Origin of the sequence: Rossellomorea sp. LJF3, from assembly GCF_037046045.1 — a bacterium.
Lineage (GTDB): Bacteria > Bacillota > Bacilli > Bacillales > Bacillaceae_B > Rossellomorea.
Map to the genome: position 1 here is coordinate 240190 of NZ_JBANLY010000001.1, position 22739 is coordinate 262928.

At 43.1% G+C, this 22739-nt stretch carries 21 protein-coding genes and 1 riboswitch; of the genes, 13 read left to right on the forward strand and 8 right to left on the reverse strand.

Features of this window, described 5'->3' with window-relative positions:
* Positions 1–24: 24 nt before the first annotated feature.
* Entirely contained in the window at positions 25–606 is a 582-nt protein-coding gene (gene plsY / locus V8G47_RS01250; RefSeq protein WP_442970778.1) for a glycerol-3-phosphate 1-O-acyltransferase PlsY, read from the reverse strand.
* Positions 607–808: 202 nt separating this feature from the next.
* Between plsY and V8G47_RS01255 the strand changes: the two genes are divergently transcribed.
* The 10 genes from V8G47_RS01255 to V8G47_RS01300 all read left to right on the forward strand — a co-directional run bounded on the left by V8G47_RS01255 (position 809) and on the right by V8G47_RS01300 (position 13246).
* Positions 809–2089 carry a purine/pyrimidine permease gene (locus tag V8G47_RS01255; protein WP_336198491.1) on the forward strand — a complete coding sequence of 427 codons (1281 nt, stop codon included), beginning with the start codon at positions 809–811 and terminating at the stop codon, positions 2087–2089.
* 174 nt (positions 2090–2263) lie between these two features.
* Complete coding sequence (locus V8G47_RS01260) at positions 2264–3244, forward strand: ABC transporter ATP-binding protein (RefSeq protein WP_336198492.1); 981 nt, start codon at positions 2264–2266, stop codon at positions 3242–3244.
* Positions 3241–3897 carry an ABC transporter permease gene (locus tag V8G47_RS01265; RefSeq protein WP_336198493.1) on the forward strand — a complete coding sequence of 219 codons (657 nt, stop codon included), beginning with the start codon at positions 3241–3243 and terminating at the stop codon, positions 3895–3897. The genes V8G47_RS01260 and V8G47_RS01265 overlap by 4 nt, the downstream gene beginning before the upstream one ends.
* Positions 3898–3921: 24 nt before the next feature.
* Positions 3922–4821 (forward strand): ABC transporter substrate-binding protein, encoded by a 900-nt coding sequence (locus V8G47_RS01270; protein ID WP_336198494.1) that lies wholly within the window; start codon positions 3922–3924, stop codon positions 4819–4821.
* Positions 4822–5024: 203 nt separating this feature from the next.
* Positions 5025–5432, forward strand: coding sequence for a CoA-binding protein (locus V8G47_RS01275; protein WP_336198495.1), 408 nt, complete (start codon positions 5025–5027; stop codon positions 5430–5432).
* A gap of 290 nt (positions 5433–5722) precedes the next feature.
* On the forward strand, positions 5723–7693 hold the full coding sequence (gene parE / locus V8G47_RS01280; protein ID WP_336198496.1) for a DNA topoisomerase IV subunit B: 1971 nt from the start codon (positions 5723–5725) through the stop codon (positions 7691–7693).
* A gap of 3 nt (positions 7694–7696) precedes the next feature.
* The gene (gene parC, locus V8G47_RS01285) at positions 7697–10135 is read left to right on the forward strand and encodes a DNA topoisomerase IV subunit A (RefSeq protein ID WP_336198497.1); all 2439 of its coding nucleotides are present in this window, start codon (positions 7697–7699) and stop codon (positions 10133–10135) included.
* Between the two features lie 261 nt (positions 10136–10396).
* Positions 10397–11821, forward strand: coding sequence for an alanine/glycine:cation symporter family protein (locus tag V8G47_RS01290; RefSeq protein ID WP_336198498.1), 1425 nt, complete (start codon positions 10397–10399; stop codon positions 11819–11821).
* A 133-nt stretch (positions 11822–11954) separates the two neighbouring features.
* Complete coding sequence (locus tag V8G47_RS01295) at positions 11955–12719, forward strand: hypothetical protein (protein ID WP_336198499.1); 765 nt, start codon at positions 11955–11957, stop codon at positions 12717–12719.
* Positions 12720–12787: 68 nt separating this feature from the next.
* A complete protein-coding gene (locus V8G47_RS01300; RefSeq protein WP_336198500.1) occupies positions 12788–13246 on the forward strand; it encodes a staygreen family protein in 459 nt (152 codons plus the stop codon).
* Between the two features lie 575 nt (positions 13247–13821).
* Here the strand turns inward: V8G47_RS01300 and V8G47_RS01305 are convergent.
* The gene (locus V8G47_RS01305) at positions 13822–14781 is read right to left on the reverse strand and encodes an LAGLIDADG family homing endonuclease (RefSeq protein WP_336198501.1); all 960 of its coding nucleotides are present in this window, start codon (positions 14779–14781) and stop codon (positions 13822–13824) included.
* Between the two features lie 205 nt (positions 14782–14986).
* Between V8G47_RS01305 and V8G47_RS01310 the strand changes: the two genes are divergently transcribed.
* On the forward strand, positions 14987–15523 hold the full coding sequence (locus V8G47_RS01310) for a ribonuclease H-like YkuK family protein (RefSeq protein ID WP_336198502.1): 537 nt from the start codon (positions 14987–14989) through the stop codon (positions 15521–15523).
* 85 nt (positions 15524–15608) lie between these two features.
* Entirely contained in the window at positions 15609–16145 is a 537-nt protein-coding gene (locus V8G47_RS01315) for a hypothetical protein (RefSeq protein ID WP_336198503.1), read from the forward strand.
* 140 nt (positions 16146–16285) lie between these two features.
* Here V8G47_RS01315 and V8G47_RS01320 read toward each other — a convergent pair whose 3' ends face one another.
* The 3 genes from V8G47_RS01320 to V8G47_RS01330 all read right to left on the reverse strand — a co-directional run bounded on the left by V8G47_RS01320 (position 16286) and on the right by V8G47_RS01330 (position 19902).
* Complete coding sequence (locus tag V8G47_RS01320) at positions 16286–17845, reverse strand: long-chain-fatty-acid--CoA ligase (RefSeq protein ID WP_336198504.1); 1560 nt, start codon at positions 17843–17845, stop codon at positions 16286–16288.
* 165 nt (positions 17846–18010) lie between these two features.
* Positions 18011–19315: a nucleobase:cation symporter-2 family protein gene (locus V8G47_RS01325; RefSeq protein ID WP_336198505.1), complete on the reverse strand. Its 1305-nt coding sequence runs from the start codon at positions 19313–19315 to the stop codon at positions 18011–18013.
* The gene (locus V8G47_RS01330) at positions 19312–19902 is read right to left on the reverse strand and encodes a xanthine phosphoribosyltransferase (protein WP_336198506.1); all 591 of its coding nucleotides are present in this window, start codon (positions 19900–19902) and stop codon (positions 19312–19314) included. Before V8G47_RS01330 ends, V8G47_RS01325 begins: the two co-directional genes overlap by 4 nt.
* A 112-nt stretch (positions 19903–20014) precedes the next feature.
* Positions 20015–20116, reverse strand: a riboswitch (purine riboswitch).
* 245 nt (positions 20117–20361) lie between these two features.
* Here V8G47_RS01330 and V8G47_RS01335 point away from each other — a divergent pair.
* On the forward strand, positions 20362–20610 hold the full coding sequence (locus tag V8G47_RS01335) for a hypothetical protein (protein WP_258262016.1): 249 nt from the start codon (positions 20362–20364) through the stop codon (positions 20608–20610).
* Positions 20611–20662: 52 nt separating this feature from the next.
* Here the strand turns inward: V8G47_RS01335 and V8G47_RS01340 are convergent, their stop codons facing one another.
* The 3 genes from V8G47_RS01340 to cobA are packed head-to-tail and all read right to left on the reverse strand — an operon-like array spanning position 20663 to position 22733.
* The gene (locus tag V8G47_RS01340) at positions 20663–21232 is read right to left on the reverse strand and encodes a precorrin-2 dehydrogenase/sirohydrochlorin ferrochelatase family protein (protein WP_336198507.1); all 570 of its coding nucleotides are present in this window, start codon (positions 21230–21232) and stop codon (positions 20663–20665) included.
* Positions 21213–21968 (reverse strand): sirohydrochlorin chelatase, encoded by a 756-nt coding sequence (locus V8G47_RS01345; protein WP_336198508.1) that lies wholly within the window; start codon positions 21966–21968, stop codon positions 21213–21215. The genes V8G47_RS01340 and V8G47_RS01345 overlap by 20 nt, the downstream gene beginning before the upstream one ends.
* A complete protein-coding gene (gene cobA / locus V8G47_RS01350; protein WP_098440314.1) occupies positions 21969–22733 on the reverse strand; it encodes a uroporphyrinogen-III C-methyltransferase in 765 nt (254 codons plus the stop codon).
* Positions 22734–22739 lie beyond the last annotated feature (6 nt).

Below are 22739 nucleotides of genomic sequence, written 5' to 3' on the forward strand. Positions count from 1 at the left end.
CCCCGTGCATAGGTTGCTTTTTCGTTAGAGCCATTTAATTTTCGGTTCGGTTTTATTTTTGATCCGAACAATATTTGCCCTGTGTCTGTAAATCACAAAGATGGTCAGGATGCCAACAACAATGATGAGTGGAATATCGCCAGTGAAGATCGAGTACGTAAAGGCAAGTACCGCTGCAATCATAGAAGATAGGGACACATACTTCGTTGCATACAAGCAAATAAAAAAGACAGCCAGTAAGATTAAGAAAAGAATGTAATTGTAACCTAGAAGGACACCAGCAGAGGTTGCCACTGCTTTTCCTCCCCTGAAGTTTGCGAAAACGGGATACATATGACCGATAACGGCGAATACCCCTGCAAGCAGCATATGTACGTCACTTGCAAACATCAACGGCAGCAAAGTGGCCAGGGTTCCTTTGAGAATATCCATGATCGTCACAATCATACCGGCTTTCACACCCAGGGTCCTGAACGTGTTCGTTCCTCCCAGGTTTCCGCTCCCATGTTCACGGATATCTTTGCCGTAGAAGGTCTTACCGATCAGTAAACCTGATGGAATGGAACCCAGTAAATAAGAAAGTATGAGTATAAGGGCAAAAATCATCATCACTGCTCCTTTGAAAATAACTAATCCGTTCTTATTTTAACATGTTTTCCCTCCAAAGGGGAGAAAATAAGCAAAAAAATTAGTACCTACTCATAAAAGTAGATATCATAACATAAAATTCCACCTTCACCGTCATCTTATGAGGGGAAGTATGTTAAAATGAACACACTTTACATAGTTGAAATGAAGGTGTACACAGATGCAAATACTTTTATCAGCTTTTCAATGGGTGGCCTTCATGGTAGCGGGATCCATTGCCGCACCCATCGCGATTGCTGACTTGTTCCAATTGTCTCCTGCCGATACAGCCGGATTCATTCAGCGGACCATATTCGTTTTGGGGCTCGCGAGCCTGATCCAGGCACTCTTTGGTCATAAACTTCCGATCAATGAAGGACCGGCAGGACTGTGGTGGGGCGTTTTTGCCATTTATGCAGGGTTTTCCGGAACTCTCTATAGCAGTCACGAAGAAGTTCTGACCGTACTGCAAGGGGGGATGATCGTCAGTGGTGTGATTTTTTTCATCCTATCTTCCACAGGACTTCTAAAGCGGTTATCTTCTCTATTCACTCCAACCATTACGTTCATTTATTTGATGCTGTTAATTCTGCAATTAAGCGGATCATTCATTAAAGGGATGTTCGGAATCCAGCATGAAGGACAATCCCTGGAGCCGCTTGTCCTACTGGGGAGTATTCTGACGATCCTTCTAGCCTTATACTTTTCAAGCCATAAGGTTAAGTGGATCCAGCAATATTCCATCATTCTTGCCCTGCTCGCAGGATGGCTCATCTTCATTATCATGGGGCTTTACGAGAGTACTTCCGTATCAACCAGCTGGTTTTCTTTACCTCATGTGTTTGTATTCGGAGCACCTGTGTTTGATACGGGTGTCATCGTGACTTCCATATTCATCACCTTCCTGTTAACGACGAATATGATCGCTTCCATACGGGTGATGGAAGAGGTGATGAGAGCAAAGGGGGAGCCTACATACGAACGGTATATGGAGAGCGGATTTGCATCAGGAATGAATCAGCTATTCGGGGGAGTGTTTTCTGCTATCGGCTCCGTTCCCATTTCAGGGTCTGCAGGTTTTGTCGCAGCGACACGAATGTATTCCATCATCCCCTTTATCATAGGCAGCGGGATCATCATGGTCATCAGCCTGATTCCAAAGATCATGAATCTATTCGCCAGTCTCCCTGCACCAGTAGGATATGCCGTGACGACGGTCATTTTCATCAAGATGGTGGGACTCGCACTATCCGAATACCGTAAAGAGGAAGACATAGAAAGAATTCACTTTGTAGCGGGGATCTCACTCATTGTCGGGGTCGGAGCCATGTTTGTTCCGGCAGCGGCCTTTAAGGACATGCCGGTCGTCGTTGCTTCCATTTTGAATAATGGATTGATACTGGGTACGATAACAGCAATCGCAGTGGAACAATATATCATCAAAAAGTCCAGCAGCCAATAGTGTGCTGGACTTTTTATCTGGTGAAAAAGGAAGAAAGCTGTATGCCCGTGCCACATTCATCACAAACTAATGGGGACAAGGGCATTTTCTTTTACTACATGTTTACCTTTTGTATAATGAGGGTATCCCTTCTATGTTTAGAAAAATTTCTCAGTACATAAAGCAGGTGTAAAAATGATTGAATTCCAAAATGTCACGAAACTCTACGAGGATGGAACAGAAGCCATAAAGGGTATCAACCTGACAATCCCAAAAGGAAAGCTTGTTGCGTTGATCGGTCCGAGCGGATGCGGGAAAACGACTACGATGAAGATGATCAATAAACTGATAGCTCCCTCAGGGGGTACCATCCGGATTGATGGAAGAGACATTTCAGAAACGGAGGAAGTGGAGCTCAGGCGAAATATCGGGTATGTCATTCAGCGGATCGGGCTTCTCCCTCATATGACGATCGAAGAAAACATCAGTCTCATCCCCCGCCTAAAAGGATGGAAGAAGGAAAAATATGAGGGACGTGTCGATGAGCTTCTTAATCTCGTAGGACTGGAACCTGACGTATACAAGAAAAGATATCCACTCGAATTGAGCGGTGGACAGCAGCAGCGGGTCGGGGTGATACGCGCCCTTGCAGCGGAACCACCGATTATCCTCATGGATGAACCATTCAGCGCCCTGGACCCGATCAGCAGGGAACAGCTCCAGGATGAACTGAAAAGCATTCAAAATACGATACATAAGACCATTGTCTTCGTCACTCACGACATTGATGAGGCGTTAAAGATCGCGGATGTGATCGCTGTCATGCGGGATGGTAAAATCGAGCAGATTGCAGCGCCAGCTGACCTTCTATCAGAACCTGCCAATGAATTTGTACGCGCCTTCATCGGTGAAAACCGACTGAACGTTCAGCGGCACAAGCAGGTATCTGACATCATGAGTGGTGATGAGAACAATTTCCACATCCTGCTTGAGGAACAGGAATACTCATTGATACCATTTAATGCATCCATCCATGAAGCGGCAAGCATGCTCCTCTCAACGGGTAAACCATATCTTATGGTGATAAAAGACGACAGGAAGATCGGGACCGTCACATCCAGCGACATTCTTAAGAATATCGCCTCAGAAGGAAATAAGGAGGCGAGTTCTGTATGAATACATTTTCCATCCTGTTCATCCAAACCATTTCAAACCGTTCGGATGCCATCTTAACGGGATTATTTGAACATCTTTATTTATCTTTTGTGTCGATTTTCATTGCGATTGCGATATCCCTGCCTCTGGGTATTTACATATCACGAAAGAAGGAATCGGCCGAATTTTTCATCGGGATCACAGCCGTTTTTCAAACCATACCAAGTCTGGCCCTTTTCGGATTTCTTATTCCACTCCTTGGTACGGGCAGTATCACGGCAATCATTGCCCTGACGGTATACGCACTTCTTCCGATCTTGAGGAACACATACACAGGCATAATCGGGGTGGATGAAGGCGTGATCGAGGCAGGAAGAGGCATGGGGATGACCAACTCTCAGCTGTTATTCAAAGTGGAGCTGCCGCTTGCCCTGCCGTTTATCATGGCGGGGATCCGCACCGCTACCGTGCTGACAGTAGGGGTCGCCACACTTGCAACCTTTGTAGGGGCAGGAGGACTTGGAGACCTTATCTACCGAGGACTTTCCACGTGGAATAATGCACTGGTCCTTGCCGGGGCCATCCCAGCGGCCCTACTTGCATTAGGTTTTGATTTCATATTAAAAATCCTGGAGAGATTGACCACACCTAAAGGATTGAAAGCACGAAAATAAAGCAATATCCAAAGGAGAGTAAGAATGAAAAAGAAATTACAAGGTTTTATCGTACTCACTGTATTATCCATCCTCATCGCAGGGTGCGGAAATGGCGGAGATAAAGATACCATCACCGTTTCAGGTAAGATGTGGACGGAGCAATTCATCCTTACGCAAATGATGGCTGAACTTCTCAAAGAAAAGACAGATCTTGATATAAAAGTCGAGGAAGGGTTAGGGGAAGTATCGATCCTCACACCGGCCCTTGAAAAAGGCGACATTGATGTCTATGTGGAATATACAGGTACTGGTCTTGAAGCGGTCTTGAAAGAACAAGCAAAAGAAGGCGCTTCAGCAGATGAAATCCTTTCACAAGTGCGTAAAGGCTATGAGAAAAAGTTCGATGTCACCTGGCTGAAGCCACTTGGCTTTGAAAATACGTATACGCTTGCTTATACAGGGGATCAGGACTTTGATGCAAAGACTTTCTCTGACCTCGTGCCACTATCCAAAGACTTGAGCTTCGGTGCACCCCACCAGTTCTATGAACGGGAAGGGGACGGATACGATGCCTTCAGTGAAGCCTATGGATTCAAATTCAAAGAAAAGAAAAGCTTTGACCCGAACATTATGTATGAAGCCGTTAAGAACGGGGATGTAGACATTATCCCTGCTTTTACAACCGATGGACGGATCCAGCGTTACAATTTAAAAACGACAAAGGATGATAAAGGATTCTTCCCACCATACGATGCTGCGCCGGTCATTCGTCAAGAAGTACTGAAAGAGCATCCTGAAGTAAAGAAAGTGTTGAATGAATTAGCAGGCAAAATCTCGGAAGAAGAAATGAGCGAATTGAATGCTAAAGTGGATATGGATAAACAAGATCCCAAAGATGTCGCACGTGAATTCCTTATATCCAAAGGGTTGATCGAAAAGTAAGTATAATGGGAGTGTCAACAGGTAAGGAGGTGCAGCGGAATGGAAAAACGCACCCTGGCTTTTGTTTTGACACTTCCTTTTATTTAGATAATTTTATGAAATTTTGAAAAATTAAAGGGAAATATGGTATAAAAGAAGAATAGGACTTAAGAAACAGTTCCAGACTTTATCGTTAAGGATCAATGAAGGAGTGGTAAACAACCATGGAAAATCCATCACGACAAGAAATCGGAAACATACTGAAACAATCCAAACGCATCGCAGTGATTGGTTTAAGTGATAATCCTCAACGGACATCCTATATGGTGTCTAAGGCCATGCAGGACCAGGGATATGAGATCATTCCCGTAAACCCTACCATAGAGTCTGCACTAGGGGTAAAGGCTGTGTCCTCCCTGCAGGAGATAGAGGGACATGTTGATATCGTCAATGTATTTCGCCGCTCAGAATTTTTACCTCAAATTGCGGAAGAATTCGATCAGATCGATTCAAACGTCTTTTGGGCGCAACTTGGTGTCATGAATGAAGAGGCTTATCGCTTTTTAAAGGAACGTGGGTATACAGTCATTATGGATCGCTGTATTAAGGTTGAACATGCTTTAACCAAATAATCCTCACTCGTAACAAGCGGCTCTGACCGCTTGTTTTTTTCGTGCAGAACCCACGTTGACAAAGGGAATAATCCTGGGGATAACAGGGCAAATTTTAAGGGGTTCACGGAAATTCCATTTGCGAAAATCAAATAAAACGCTACAATAAGCAATAGTGGTTTACCTTAAAGATTGATCAAAACAGGTAAACGAACAGATGTTCTTGTGTTATAGTTAATAGAGACACAACCAATAATAGCTTGCAAGAACCACACTATTACGGTTAGAGAAGTTTTGAAAGGGGAATGTTCGTGGCCAACCAGAATAAGACCATGGATTACAATGATGATGCCATACAAGTATTAGAAGGCTTAGAAGCCGTCCGTAAGAGACCTGGTATGTATATAGGCTCTACCGATTCAAGAGGCTTGCATCATTTAGTATACGAAATTGTCGATAACTCAGTCGATGAAGCATTAGCAGGCTTCGGGAATGAGATTATTGTTACGATAAATAAAGATAATAGCATTTCAGTCCAAGATAAAGGCCGGGGTATGCCGACGGGAATGCATAAGCTCGGGAAGCCGACACCTGAAGTCATCCTTACCGTTCTTCATGCAGGAGGGAAATTCGGGCAGGGAGGCTATAAAACAAGTGGTGGACTCCATGGTGTAGGTGCCTCTGTTGTAAACGCACTGTCCGAGTGGCTTGTCGTCACGATCGAACGGGATGGCATGAAATATGAACAGCGTTTCACCAATGGCGGTAAGCCAGAAACCACCCTCGAAAAGATCGGTAAGACAAAAAAATCAGGAACGTGTATCCATTTCAAACCTGATCCGGAGATTTTCAGCAATACCACTTATAATTACGAAACACTGTGCGAACGCCTGCGGGAATCTGCTTTTCTGTTAAAAGGGTTGAAAATCGAAATCATTGATGAACGTCATGATCAGAAAGAAGTCTTTCATTTCGAAAGCGGTATCCAGGCATTTGTCCAATACTTGAACGAAGAGAAAGACGTCCTACATAACGTAGCCTTCTTTGAAGGGGAACATCACACCATTGAGGTGGAATTTTCTTTTCAATTCAATGATGGATTTTCAGAAAACATATTATCCTTTGTAAACAATGTCCGTACAAAAGACGGCGGAACCCATGAAGCAGGAGCGAAGACGGCCATGACCCGCGTCTTTAATGAGTACGCCCGTAAAGCGGGGATTCTTAAAGACAGGGATAAAAATCTTGAAGGTACCGATATTCGCGAAGGGCTGGCGAGTATCGTTTCTGTACGCATACCAGAACATCTTCTTCAATTCGAAGGGCAGACAAAAGGGAAGCTCGGGACAAGCGAAGCACGATCAGCGGTTGATGCGGTCGTTTCAGAACATCTTCTCTATTTCCTGGAAGAGAATCCTGAAACGAGTTCCCTTCTTATCAAGAAATCCATTAAAGCGGCCCAGGCCCGTGAAGCGGCACGAAAAGCAAGAGAAGATGCACGTAATGGGAAAAAACGTAAGCGTTCTGAAACCGTCCTATCCGGGAAGTTAACACCGGCCCAATCAAGAAACCCACAGCGTAACGAGCTTTATCTGGTGGAGGGAGATTCAGCAGGAGGTTCTGCGAAGCAAGGACGCGACCGTAAATTCCAGGCGATTCTTCCACTTCGGGGAAAAGTCATCAATACGGAAAAAGCCAAACTGCAGGACATCTTCAAAAACGAAGAAATCAACACGATCATCCATGCCATTGGCGGTGGAGTCGGTCCTGAATTCAATGTGGACGACATCAATTATGACAAAATAGTCATCATGACCGATGCGGACACGGATGGAGCTCATATACAGGTTCTCTTACTGACCTTCTTTTACCGGTATATGAAACCATTGTTAGAAGCGGGAAAAGTGTATATTGCACTTCCACCCCTGTACAAAGTGAGCAAGGGAACCGGGAAGAAGCAGAAACTTGAATATGCATGGACGGATGATGAGCTTCAAGGGGCCATCTCCAAAGTGGGGAAAGGATATATGATCCAGCGCTATAAAGGTCTTGGAGAGATGAACGCCGATCAACTGTGGGAAACGACGATGGATCCCGAAACACGGGCGTTGATCCGGGTACGCATTGATGATGCTGCACGAGCAGAACGCCGTGTGACCACTCTTATGGGTGACAAAGTAGAACCTCGCCGTAAATGGATTGAAAGCAATGTAGCCTTTGGATTGGAAGAAGACGGAAGCATTCTCGAAAACGAAAACATTACGGTCCGAGAGGAGGGGTAATCAATGACAACTGTAGAAAGATATCAAGACTTACCTCTGGAAGAGGTGCTTGGCGACCGATTTGGACGTTATAGTAAATACATCATCCAGGAGCGTGCATTACCTGATGCACGTGATGGATTGAAACCGGTACAAAGGCGTATTCTTTACGCCATGTATGTGGATGGGAACACTCAGGAGAAAGGGTTCCGGAAATCAGCGAAAACCGTCGGTAACGTTATTGGTAACTATCATCCCCATGGTGATACATCTGTGTATGATGCCATGGTACGTATGAGTCAAACGTGGAAGGTACGTAACTACCTGGTTGAAATGCATGGGAACAACGGGAGCGTGGACGGAGATCCCCCCGCTGCGATGCGTTACACCGAAGCCCGCCTTTCTGCGATATCCATGGAGCTTCTTCGTGACATCGATAAAAAAACCGTGGAGTTTGTTCCGAACTTCGATGATACATCAAGTGAACCGACTGTATTGCCGTCACGGTTCCCGAACTTACTCGTCAACGGTTCCACCGGTATTTCGGCAGGTTATGCAACGGATATCCCTCCTCATCACCTCGGTGAAGTGATTGATGCAGCCATCATGCGGATGGACAAGCCTGAGAGTACAGTCGATGACCTTATGACGGTCTTAAAAGGACCGGACTTCCCGACAGGGGGCATCATCCAAGGGGTTGATGGCATCCGGAAAGCCTATGAAACCGGAAAAGGAAAGGTTGTCGTCAGAGGGAAAGCAGATATCGAAAACATCCGTGGCAGCAAACAACAGATCGTCATTACGGAAATCCCTTATGAAATCAATAAAGCCAATCTCGTCAAAAAAATGGATGAATTCCGTGTGGACCGAAAAGTGGAAGGGATTGCAGAAGTCCGGGATGAAACGGATCGCGATGGGATGCGCATCGTCATTGAACTAAAAAAAGATGCGGATGCATCAGGTGTCTTAAACTACCTCTATAAAAACAGTGATCTTCAAATCACCTATAACTTCAATATGGTTGCCATACATAATAGACGTCCTAAATTGATGGGACTTCGTGAACTGCTGGATGCATATATACAGCATCAAAAAGAAGTGGTGACCAACCGGACCAAGCATGATCTAACTAAAGCAAAGGACCGTCAGCATATCGTGGAAGGTCTTATGAAAGCACTGTCGATATTGGATCAGGTGATTGCAACTATCCGTGCTTCGAAGGATAAACGTGATGCAAAGGACAACTTAATTCAGAAGTTCCAGTTTACGGAAGCACAGTCTGAAGCGATTGTCAGCTTACAGCTTTATCGTTTGACGAATACGGACATTACCGCCCTTCAGGCAGAAGCGGAAGAATTGGCGAAAACGATCGAAGATCTTACGGCAATACTGGAAAGTGAAAGCAAACTTTACAGTGTGATCAAAAAAGAACTAAAAGCAATCAAAAAGCAATTCGCTGACGCCAGACGAACGCAAATAGAGGAAAAGATCGAAGAAATCAAAATCAACCTGGAAGTGCTGATTGCCAGTGAAGATGTCATGGTCACGGTGACCCGGGATGGGTATATGAAACGAACCAGCCTTCGTTCTTATTCTGCCTCAAATGGTCAGGACCTTGCCATGAAAGAAACAGACAGGCTTCTGGGACAATTTGAAATGAATACGACAGATGTCCTTCTCGTATTTACAAACAAAGGGAACTATATTTATTGTCCTGTCCATGAGCTTCCGGATATCAGGTGGAAGGATCTTGGTCAGCATGTAGGGAATATTGTCCCGATCGACCGGGATGAACAGGTTCTCAAAGCGATTCCGATTAAAGAGTTTGACCCGTCGCACTACTTACTGTTTGTCACAAAGAACGGTATGATTAAGAGGTCCGAGCTGCCTCAATACAAAGCACAACGATATTCCCGTCCGCTGGTGGGAATCAATCTTAAAGGTGACGATGAGCTCGTGGATGTCCATATAACAGATGGATCGAATGATGTTTTCATCGCCACGCACTTGAGCTACGGCCTTTGGTTCGCAGAAGAAGATGTGAACATCGTCGGACCAAGGGCAGCGGGAGTAAAAGGGGTCAACCTCAAGGATGATGACTTTGTCGTATCCGGCAAGATCATAAAAGACCCAGCGAAAGACTTCATTTTCCTGGCTACGCAGCGTGGGGCCGTGAAGAAAATGAAACTGGCGGAATTCGAAAAAACGTCACGTGCTAAACGTGGAGTCATCATGCTCCGGGAATTGAAATCCAATCCTCATCGAGTGGTGAGCATAGAAGCAGTGAAAGATACTGATAAAGTAGGGCTATTAACAACAAAAGGGAAAACAGAAGAGGTAAATGTTTCAGACCTTAGACCAAATGACCGCTATTCAAATGGTTCATTTGTGATCGATGAAGGGGATAGCGGTTCCGTCTGTGAAACCTGGGCAGAATCCCGAACCCCCGAAGTAAAAGAATAGACATTCAGAAAGCGACCAGAAATGATACTGGTCGCTTTTTTCCATCATAAGGATAAATGTGAATGATAAATGTATATTCATTCGCTATTGTAGTACAATACCAGTATTTGATTGTACTACAATTCATATTCTTTCAAAAATATGAATCTATCTGTTGAAGAAAAATCTTTTTTTTGATAGATTAAAACAATGTCTGATTGGGTAAACATACATTGGCTCAACCATTATTTGTAAAAAATATAACATCTAGGGGGAACATTTATGGAGTTATTAACAAGTATCGTAGGCACCTTGAATGATTATATGTGGTCATACATACTGATCGTGGCATTAATCGGACTGGGATTATATTTCTCGTTACGCACAAGGTTCGCACAGTTCCGTTATTTAGGAGAAATGGGGAGATTATTAACTGATAAGACGACCATTTCTTCAGAAGGAAAACGGGGGATTTCTTCTTTCCAGGCATTCACAATCAGTACGGCTTCGCGTGTAGGTACCGGTAACCTTGCCGGTGTGGCAACAGCGATCGCAGGCGGAGGGCCAGGAGCTGTGTTCTGGATGTGGCTAATCGCCTTACTCGGTGGAGCAACCAGTTTCGTGGAAAGTACTCTTGCTCAGATCTATAAAGTGAAAGATGGAAAGGACGGTTATCGTGGTGGTCCTGCTTACTACATGGAAAAAGGATTAAATGCCCGTTGGATGGGAATTCTGTTTGCCGTCATCATTACCTTCTGTTTTGGTCTCGTATTTAACTCGGTCCAATCCAATACCATTTCACTTGCTATGGAAGAAGCCTATTCATTCGACCGTATGACAGTCGGCATCATTCTGGCTGTGCTAACTGCACTCGTAATCTTCGGTGGAGTCAAGCGGATCGCGAGTGTCACTCAAATCGTCGTTCCGATCATGGCCGTCCTTTATCTGATCCTTGCTTTCTATATTCTAGTCACCAATATCACCATGCTTCCAGACATGTTTGTCGTCATCTTCGAGAATGCATTCGGTATTCGTGAAGTAGCTAGCGGCGGTGTCGGAGCAGCCATCATGATGGGAATCAAGCGTGGATTATTCTCGAATGAAGCGGGTATGGGTAGTGCACCTAACGCAGCGGCGTCTGCAGGGGTCACGCATCCGGTTAAACAAGGATTGATCCAAACTCTTGGTGTCTTCACAGATACGTTACTGATCTGTACGGCTACTGCCTTCATGATCATCTTATCCGATCAATATACAACCGGGATCGATGGCATTCAGTTGACGCAGGCAGCTTTGAGCTTCCACGTAGGTGCTTGGGCGGATACCTTTGTAGCTGTCGCCATATTCCTGTTCGCTTTCAGTTCAATCATCGGAAACTACTATTACGGGGAAACCAATATCGAATTCATTAAATACAGTCCGGTCTCCCTATTTATCTATCGGATCGCGGTTCTGGGTATGGTGATATTCGGAGCGGTTGTGAAACTGGATATCGTATGGAGCTTAGCCGATCTATTCATGGGTCTGATGGCCATCATCAACTTGATTGCCATTACATTACTAGCTAAAATTGCCATTGCTGCATTAAAGGATTATAGAGAGCAAAAAAGGCAGGGGAAAGATCCTGTTTTCTACTCTGATTCGATTAATGGGTTAAAAGGCATTGAAAGCTGGGAAGCAAAGCCTGAAGCAAGAGAACATCAATAGCAAGTATGGACCAGCCAAAAGATTGGCTGGTCTTTTTTCTTTACTGAGAATAAAAAGATGGATAATGATTACATAGAATTACCTTCTCTGGAGAAAATAATGACGAATAATTTTCCACTGAGGAGAGAGAATCATGAGAAAAGAATTACTATTTGCATTCGGTGCCTTTTTTATTATGTCGCTTCATGCCATTGCCGGGAACTATTCCACTGAACCGATGGAAAAACAACCAGTAAATGAAATGACTGTAACAGTATATAAAAAAGATGTGACCGGTGATGGTAAGAAAGATACGATCACACTCAAAGCGATTCCTTTTTCTCCTGATGCCCTGTTTCTCAAACAAATTTGGGCGGATATCAAGACGTCCAAGGGAAGCGACATCCGGATTGATTATGAGGGTGGTTATAAACCGAAAATTCAATTTGTCGATCTAAATCATGATGGTATTAAGGATATGCTGTATTCAGCTGCAACCGGTGGCAGCGGCGGCCTATACTATATGGCTCTCCATACATTGGCCGATAATAAACTCGTTGATATCGGACTGCCTGAGCCCCTTACGATTCAAGCTCAATTTGAAGATCAATATAAGGCATCCATTACGTTTGTGGATACAAATCAATCCTATACAGTGGATTTAAGCGATCGGAAAGAGGATTACGAAAGACTGGGGATTTATACTGACGGGAATCTAAATGAACCTATGGAATTGATGGTGGGACCGTATGCCTTTTTCGAACCGGTCAAAGTCTTTGGGAAACGCGGAAAAGGGTTGAAGGGTTATCAGCAAATCAGTGGTGCCTACCATGCTGATGGAATCGGTACAGCCACTTCTTATTGGTATTATGAAAAAGGCAAATGGAAGTTGATTAAAATTAAGTGGAGAGAAAATTGAAAAAGAACCGTTTCTAGGCAAACGTCATACTCTGTTGTAAGCCCATTACTGTAAAAGGAGGCTTATACATGAGTGAATTTAAGCCTGAAAAGTTAACGGTTCAATATTTGCCGCCTGCATCCATCTTCAATCCCATTGATAACAGGAAGTACACGTTAACCCATTCCGATACGACAGGCGAACTATACTTAAGTATCGGCTGCCACTATGATCTTGAAAAGATCAATACGACCATGAGGGACGAAGTGTTGGGAGAATGGAGACGGAACCTCGGTCAATATACGTTGACCGGGACTGCATATGTCAGTGGGGGGGAATTCGATCAGCAGCTTTCCAACGTACGATTCATGATCTTTAAAAAGGAGCTGCCACTGGCGCTCGCAGCAATGGTGAACGGGGATAAAGATTTTTACACGTATTATCCATGGCTTCTTGATGCACCCATTATCATCTGTTTTGAATCCATATACCCTGAATATCAGCAAACGCTTTATTTCGGGACACCAAGACAATATCTCGTTAAATAATGCATAAGCATAGAGAGGACTGTAGGGACTCTTTATGCTTTTTTATTGCGCGAATTACCGTACGATCAGGAAAAGAGAATGGTTCCTGGATGGAAAATCCTTAAAGGAGTATGAATCGCCACTTCGATATTATGTAAACTAAAGTAGATGAAAAGCCAAAATCCAGTAATAAGGAAAGGAACACTAAGATAACAAGAATGTTCAAATGTATCAATTGGAAACCTAAAAAGTCAGATAATAGCATCTGAATGATGATAAAAAATGATTCGTTATAACTTGCTATGAATGAGCAGCCAGACAATTGTTAATAGGATAGAAACATTTGATAACCGTAAACGGATTACAGATAATCATCCTTAATTATCCTTATTTTTTCTTCCGTCTCATTATAAACAGTATACTTGTGATACGAGACTGAAATTCACTATTTCATTTAGGTTCCTATAATTTACATTATGTCTACTTGAATTTTTTAATATGCTTTAACTGTGCGAACTTCCCCTTCTTCATAAAAATAAGACTTTACGAGAAATTTTTTCTCTGTAAAGTCTTGTAATAAGATATTGTATATTTAGTTATTTTATTGAATCGAATTCTTCTTTAAATTCCAGGTCATTTTTTAACCAAGTCTTAATTGTTGCAGGACTAATTTTTATTTCCTTACAAATTTCGTCTATTGTCATAGATTTTTTATAGAGTCTCAAGAACGTCTTTTTTCGATTCTTCACGGCTGCTTTTGTCCTTTTCATTCTGTTTTCAGGTATCTTGCTAGCATCTTGAATCGTTTCTTTATCAAATACTTCATATTTTCTTTTTAAATATAGGCCCACATCTTGATAAAGCCATTTTTTAAACAAATGAATGGTTTTTCTTCCTGTAATAAAGACTCGAAAATACTTTTTATCCGCATATAGTCTAGAGTTGAAATTTCTTTTTTGCAGCTCTAAATTTAGCTTACTCATAAATGATTCCGAACCACCTACAAAACTGACTATCTTTCGATCGAAGTTAACAAAGCCATCTCCATCGAAATATCCTCTAACAAAATGACTTAAATATCCTTCAGGGATGCTCGGCATTCTAAGAGAAGTTGATTTATCACTCGTCATTCCGTGTAGTTCCATCAGATCATATTTCATAACCTTACTTCCAATAATTAATGTATGAACTTCTGTGTTGTTTAACACTAATGGATGATTCGACTGTAATTCATTCTTGATCTTCTCTAGTATGTCAGGATCTTTTTGAGAAAAACAAACCGTATGATTGCGGCTGCTGATATACCCGTCTGCAGCAAAGAACCCGAGTATATAGGCCATGTTATTGCTCCAGGTCTTAAAGTAATCTTCATTAACCCTGTATTTTCGTTTCCAGCTCCCGTGTGGACTTCTGACCACCTTATTCTTTTGTAATACTGAATTGATATAACGGGTAGATACATTCGCTCTCCGGGCAATTTCAGCTGTCCTTTCACCTTCTTCATACATCTTTATAATTTCAGATTTTTCTAGGGTGCATTTCTTATTTCTTGTCATATAAAGCACCACCTTTATTCATATGTATCTCTATTTTACCGAACAAACGTTCTATAATCAAAGATGGAAACTCTAAATATTTTTGACTTAGGTAAAAACATAATCGTAGGTAATCATTTCACACTAAATAAATTCTCATCATAGAATATAGATAAAATCTACACCTTACATTCACAAATTGGTTAAGAAAGCTGTGATTGACAAGATGAAAAATAATAAGGATCAACACTTTTCATTTCAAAATCTACAGGAAATCGGGATGTCATTTGACCAGGTCTTTGAACATATTGTGAAATTCATGCAATCAGAGCCAAACGGCCACTATCGATTAATGGTTGGGACTGATTCTCAAGTTCATCAAGCGCATACGACCTTCATAACAGGAATTGTGATCTTAAACGAAGGAAATGGTGTGTGGGCATGTATAAGAAAAGTGTTAATACCAAGAAGAATGCTGCAATTGCATGAGCGGATCTCATACGAATTATCATTATCCGAAGAAATCGTTTCGCTGTTTACTGAGGAAAGGAAAAATCAGTTAATTGATATCGTCCTTCCTAATATTTATGCAGGAGCCACGTTTACTATGGAGGGTCATATAGATATCGGAAATGGAAAGCAGAATAAAACGAGTAAGTTTGTAAAGGAAATGGTTTCAAGGATGGAAGCCATAGGTGTAGAACCGAAAATTAAACCTGATGCTTTCGTCGCTTCCAGCTATGCCAACCGTTATACAAAATAAATGATCTATCAGCCCTCACATTTTTCGACATTAAAAATAGTATATTATGTAAGATTACTAGAATCATGTAAAAGGATGTCAGATAATGGATAAGAAAATGAATGTTCAGCTTTCCCCTCCCTGGATCACCTATTTTAATGAATTGAAAAATACAATCGGAACAGATCCCGAAGTAACAGTGGGACCGCTGATTCCGGTAGATTCACAATATATCGCCATCGTGACCACAACAAATAATGAAAAAGCTGCCGCCTTGGCAACTCTCCTTGATCCATCCATTGAGTTTGGTAACGTCACTTTGACCGTGATTGTTGTAAACAATGAACAGGAAATCGTGACGGGGCTCCCCTGCCCACTCCGTTCATTTGCAGTAGCCGAACTTGTACAAGTCGCTTTGGAAGGAAATCCCTACTTTGAAAGAGTAGTGGTCAAACCTCAGCTCCCTGGTGGGCCAAACGTTGTTTACCCAGTATTTAAAGCCGAGGTTATCCAGTTTTTTAACGATGATATATCGAACCTTTGTAATAGCTTTACAGGTGTAGCTTCAACTGTTTTCAGTGATGTTATGAAAGATGATGTTTGCGGTGTAGCAATCTTATTTTCGACAGATTGCGAAGAATAACAAAAGCGCCTGGAAATACATTTCCAGGCGCTTTTGATTATTTTATCTTTGATTTCCTTCATATATCTCTTGTTTACTACCTTGTATGCTTATTTTTCTCGAACAGAACATGTGTTCTTATCTGATGTAACATCCCTTTTTCATTGTTTTTCTCTTTGTTTAAAATGTTCCCTCAGCAGGAACTTTTGAATTTTCCCACTTGCATTACGGGGAAGCTCATTCACAAATACATATTCCCTTGGCCGCTTATAATCTGCCAACAGATCACCTCTTTTCAGAAATAAATCAAGATCCCCTGATGACAGAGAAGGATTTTTTGATACCACTACTGCTAATACCTGCTCTCCCCATGTTTCATCCGGTTGACCGAGGACGGCGACATCCAACACATCTTCATGAACATGCAGGGCGTCCTCTACCTCACGCGGATAGACATTCTCCCCTCCTGTAATCACCATATCATCCACCCTGTCAGCCACATACAAATATCCGTCTTCATCCATGTAACCTAAGTCACTGGAGTGGTACCAGCCTTTATACAACGCTAGATCTGTCGCTTCCTTCCGGTTAAAGTATTCAAGCATCGTGCATGACCCCCTGACGATGATCTCCCCGACTTCACCGGGTTTACATATATCTTCAGGATCAGAAGGACCGTTCTCAGAGGGTCTTACCACTCGTATTTCATGGTTATAAGCGGCACGACCGGCGGAACCCGCTTTCGTTAACTGTTCATCCTGAAGCAGGAACGTAACCGCTGGCCCCATCTCCGTCTGACCATACGCCTGGATCAGGTCGACATTCATCGTTTCCTGTAGAGCCCTGACAAGAACTGGTGCCATCGGGGCAGCCCCGTAGAGACCGATCCGGAGTGATGAAGTATCATACTCCTCCACCCCATGCTGGAGAAGCATATTCCACATGGTCGGTGCCGCGAAAAGATTGGTGACTTTCTCACGTTGTATCACATCCAATACCGTCTGGGGCTGGAACTGATGAACGATGATATTTTTCGCTCCCGCTTGTACCCGTGGAAGGAAACAGCAATGAAGTTCGGCACAATGGAACATGGGCGCTGTCACAAGTCCGATATCATTTGGTGTAAGCCCCATGACCGATGTACAGATCAAGCTCTGCTCCGCCATATCCCGGTGTCTGTGGAGCACCCCTTTTGGTCTGCCGGTGGTCCCGCTCGTGTACATGATGGCATAAATGTCCGTTTCTTCTACTGAAAAATCAGTAAGTGCCGTGGAACAAGGACTCACTACCTCATGATAACTTTGAGCAAATGCTGGCGTATTGTCCCCCACATACCAAAAAAGGGTCTGAGGAAAGTTCTTGGATATCCCTTCAATCGGTTGGGAAAGAGCTTCTTCAAACAGTACGACCTTAGGTTCTGCATCTTCTAAAATAAAGTGGATTTCTTTTCCTTTCAGACGGAAGTTTATCGGATTGATCACGGCACCGATTTTCCCGCATGCAAAATAGACATTCGCTAACTCCAATGTATTAAATAGATACGTAGAAACCCGGTCCCCTTTCCTTACTCCTGCTTCCAAGAGAGCATTGGCCACACGATGGACTTCATCCTGCCACTCCCCAAAGGTTAACCGCTTACCAGTCTTCTCTTCCACGATGGCCTCCTTATTGCGGAATTTCATTACCGTTTGATCAAAAATAGATCCAGTGGTTGCGTACATTTTTTTCCTCCTTATTAGTAAGGTGTTCTATTCTGACACATTCCCTATCCATATTGTTCGTGACGGGTGTCCGTTTCCCCTTCCTGATATCAGATAATTCAGATATATACCATGGAGAAAAAACCGTCATCTCTAAATGGAATAGAAATGACGGTTTTATCAAAATTATGAAGCTTTTTGCTCCCTCACCACAACATTCAACTTTCTTTTAGATAACACATTAAAAAAGATATTCAGCCCTATCGCGGTTAAACTGCCAGCAACGATGCCATTATCCGTCAAGATGCGGATGCTTGTCGGCATTTGAGCAAACAATTCAGGGACAGCCGTTACCCCAAGTCCCATTCCTACAGAACATGCGATGATCAATAGGTTCTCCTGTGAAGCAAAATTCACGTGACTCAGCATTTTAATTCCATACGCGACCACCATACCGAACATGGCGACCATCGCACCTCCCAATACAGAAGCTGGAATCACGGTGGTAAGTGCACCGATTTTCGGGACCAAACCAAGGATCACAAGAAAAGAACCCGTTGCATATATCACATTATTCCGCTTCACACCTGAAAGCTGAACCAATCCGACATTCTGGGAATACGCCGTATACGGAAATGCATTGAATAATCCGCCGAGGACGATGGCCAATCCTTCTGCACGATACCCTCTTGCTAAATCTTCTTCCGAAATCTTTTTATCAGTGATATCCCCAAGGGCGAAATACACCCCCGTTGACTCGACAAGGCTGACCATGGCTACAAGAATCATCGTGAGGATGGCTGTTATTTCAAAGGTCGGCATCCCGAAGTAGAATGGTTTAGCCATATGAAACCACGAAGCATCGCCAACAGCACTGAAATCGACTTTTCCGAGAACGAAAGCGACAGCCGTTCCTGCCATCAGTCCGAGTAAAATGGATACTGAGCGGACAAAACCTGTAAAGAATTTATATAAGAATAATATGAATACCAACGTTCCAAACGCTAAAGATAGATTTTCCAATGAACCAAAATCGGCACTTCCCTGACCGCCTGCCATATTGTTCATGGCAACAGGGATCAGAGTGATCCCAATGATCGTCACGACAGAGCCCGTCACGACAGGCGGGAAAAAGCGGACAAGCTTCCCAAAATATTTGCTGATCGCAATGACGAAAAGACCTGAAATGAGAATCGATCCATAGATGGCGGAAATCCCATACTGACCTCCAATCGCGATCATGGGCCCGACTGCCGTGAACGTACATCCCAGTACTACTGGTAGTCCGATCCCGAAAAATCGATTACTCCACACTTGCAGCAGGGTAGCGATTCCACACATGAAGATATCGATGGAAACAAGGTACGTGAGCTGTTCTCCCGAAAGCCCAAGGGCCCCTCCGACGATCAAGGGGACAATGACCGCACCGGCATACATGGCAAGAACATGCTGGATACCAAGTGAAGCCAGTTTAAGAGGTTGATTCTTCATGATACAGTCGCCTCCTCTTGCTTAAATTGTACTTCTCCGTTTTCAAGGGACTCGATTTCAGCTAAAGATTCCACCCTATAGCCCGTATCTCGAACAAGTTTCCCTCCATTTTGAAATGACTTTTCAATGACAATCCCGATTCCGGCGACTCCCGCTTCCGCCTGTTTCACCAAGTCGATCAACCCCAATGCTGCCTGCCCGTTTGCCAGGAAATCATCGATCAACAAGACCCGATCATTTTTTTGTATGTACTCCCTCGAGATGGAAATGGTATTTTCTTCTTGCTTGGTGAATGAATATACCTTTGAAGTAAGAACTCCCTCTGTAAGCGTCAACGATTTCTTTTTGCGTGCAAAGACTAATGGAACATTCATATGAAGGGCAGCCATCACACCTGGCGCGATCCCTGATGATTCAATGGTCAGTATCTTCGTGATTCCTTCATCTTTGAAACGATGCGCAAATTCTTTCCCTATTTCCATCATCAGTTCCGGATCGATTTGATGATTAAGGAATGAATCGACCTTTAATACCGTTTCTGAAAGGACAACACCCTCCGCTTTGATCTTATTTTTTAATACATTCATGATTGAACCGCTCCTTTACCTGTTGTAGATACTAAAAAACCCAAAGGATATTGTGCTCACATCAGAGTGAGACAATGACCTTTGGGTTAGGCAAAGAACGTCCATTAAGACGCACCTATCATTGCTCACCCATAGTCGGATCATTTACGGTAATCCGGTAGAAACTCGCGGGCCATATCCCCGCTATTATATGAGTGAAAAATAAATATGAATTTGATATTGGTTAGTATACCGGCAACTCATCCTTTTGTAAAGACTCATTTCCTAACATTAAAACAAATTCAAAGTTTAATGTTCGTGAAATAAGAAGCGTTTTCTAATGATTCCCTATACAAAGGGAAATAGGTTCAGAAAATATCTCATTGATAAAATAGATAAAAAGTCATATCTTCAATGGTCAGAACTATAATCATATTATGTAGTGATTTTTCATCCTTATGGGATAACAGGAGGGATTCTATGAAACAAAATGCCGTGGCCATAGGTCTAAAAGTATTTGCATGGTTTTTATTTTTCGCCGGTAGTATTACCGCAATGAAATTGGATGTTTCTAAATCAGGTATTTTCGGGATCGAGGATATGACATCTGCTATTTGGCTGCTATATCTTCTTTCTCTAGGAGCAACGATGTTTTTCTTGGGATTAAGTGAAATTGTACATTTGAATCAGCAAAAAATAAATCAGAGCCTTGTAGAGGGTCAATCATAATCTTCATAGATGACAGATGAGTAAAGCATGGGAAACTTATACCATCCATGCTTTACTCATTTTCAATTACCTCAAGCTTATGCGACAGTTCTCTTAACAGCTTTCTTTTTTCCCTTTCAGGTAAATCCGATGCTTTGATATCCTTTCTCTCAGAAGAAATGATTGCAAGCTTCTCGATGAAAGAATCATCAAATGGTTGAGACAGTTGATTCGTAAGCTTCTTTGCTAAGAATGGACTTGCTCCGCCTGTAGATACAGCGATGGTGAAAGTTCCTTTTTGTGTAAAGGAGACCATCTGCATATTTCCACAATCCCCATCGTCCACTACACATAGAAGCTGATTTATGTCAGAATACTTTTTCACCTGTTCGTTCACCGATCGTTTATTCGTCGCAGCAATGACAATGAACGCTTTATTTATATCATCCGGCAGCACTTCTCTCTTGATCCATACTATTCTCTTCTCTTCATGTAGTACTTTGATCTCATCGACCACCTCAGGGCTGATGATGGTGATATTTGCTCCCTGTTCAAGAAATACAGAGAGCTTACGACGTGCCACTTTTCCTCCACCTATAATCGTTACTTGCTTATCCTTCACATCAATCATGATCGGAAGCATACGCTTCTCCTTTGACCCACAGAGATTCATTTACCCGGTCCAGAAATGCCTGCTCCACGAGAGGGTCATATCCTAAATAATCCGCCAGGAGGATATGTTGATTATGGGTTCTCCGGATTTCTTTCTCGATCCCTTTCATCAATAGCCCGGTGAATAGGAGATAAGGAAGGAAGACGACGTTTCCCTCAGTATTTTTCAAGGACTCCAGAGTCTCTGTAAAGCTCGGTGAGGTTGCCGTTAAATAGCATGTTCTTACCTCGCTTATTGCTGTTTTTCTTTGGACAATCTCAGCTAGAGCACTGAGATCCCTTTTGACATCCGGATCTGAACTTCCCCTTCCGATTAAAATGACCGTTGTAGATGAATGAAGTGGGGCAGCCTCCTCGATCTTATTGATGACACTTTCGACCATCCGATCATGGACGCCGATTGGACGTCCGTATTTCACCTTGATATGAGGATATAAACCCTTGCATCTTTGAATTTCATCAGGGATATCCTTCTTGGCATGGACCGCTGTCAGAAGGAGGAGTGGTACGACAGTCAGGTGAGTGGCCCCTCTGTCCAAGCATGAACGGAATCCTTCATCTATGGAAGGGCTGGCAAGTTCAAGGAAGCTTATTTCCTGAATATCCGCCTCGACATGTTCCTGACATCGCTTGATGAAGGCAACAGCTTCTTCACGGGCTTTCACCAAACGACTGCCATGGCACACATACAATACCGCACGTTTCATCTATAAAGCCTCGCTCATAATCATTTTCTTTTCAAACCATTGAATTTTCTCACGATACCGTACCACTTCGCCTACGATGATCATACTTGGATTTTCTATTTTTTCCTCTTTCACGATATCAATGATGGTATCAAGGGTCCCTGTAACGGTCTTTTGCACTTCTGTCGTCCCCCAGTGAACAAGTGCCACAGGAGTATGCTTGGATTTGCCGTATTGTATAAGCTTTTCTCTGATATAAGGGAGATTACTGACTCCCATATAGATGGCCAGGGTATCGATTCCTTTCGATAAGCTTTCCCATTTTTCATCTTCAAGTTGATTGTTTTGTTTATGCCCTGTCACAAATGCAACGCTTGAGCTTGCATCCCTGTGAGTGACGGGTATCCCTGCATAGGCAGCGGCTGCGATTCCAGACGTGATACCCGGGATGATTTCAAAAGGAATCCCTTTTTTCGCGCATGCTTCCGCTTCTTCACCGCCTCTTCCGAATACAAAGGGATCTCCCCCCTTTAACCTGACCACCACTTTTCCGCTTGCCGCGTAGCGTACTAGAAAATGATTGATCGTATCTTGTTTCATCGTATGATAGTTTGGCAGTTTTCCGCAGTAGATCAAATCTGCCCCTTTCTTCGCGTATGTGAGAAGTTCCTTGTTCACCAGGCGATCATAAAGAATGACGTCTGCTTTTTGTATGGATTTCAGCGCTTTTACCGTGATCAGTTCCGGATCTCCGGGTCCCGCTCCGACTAAATATACCTTGCCCATTGTTTC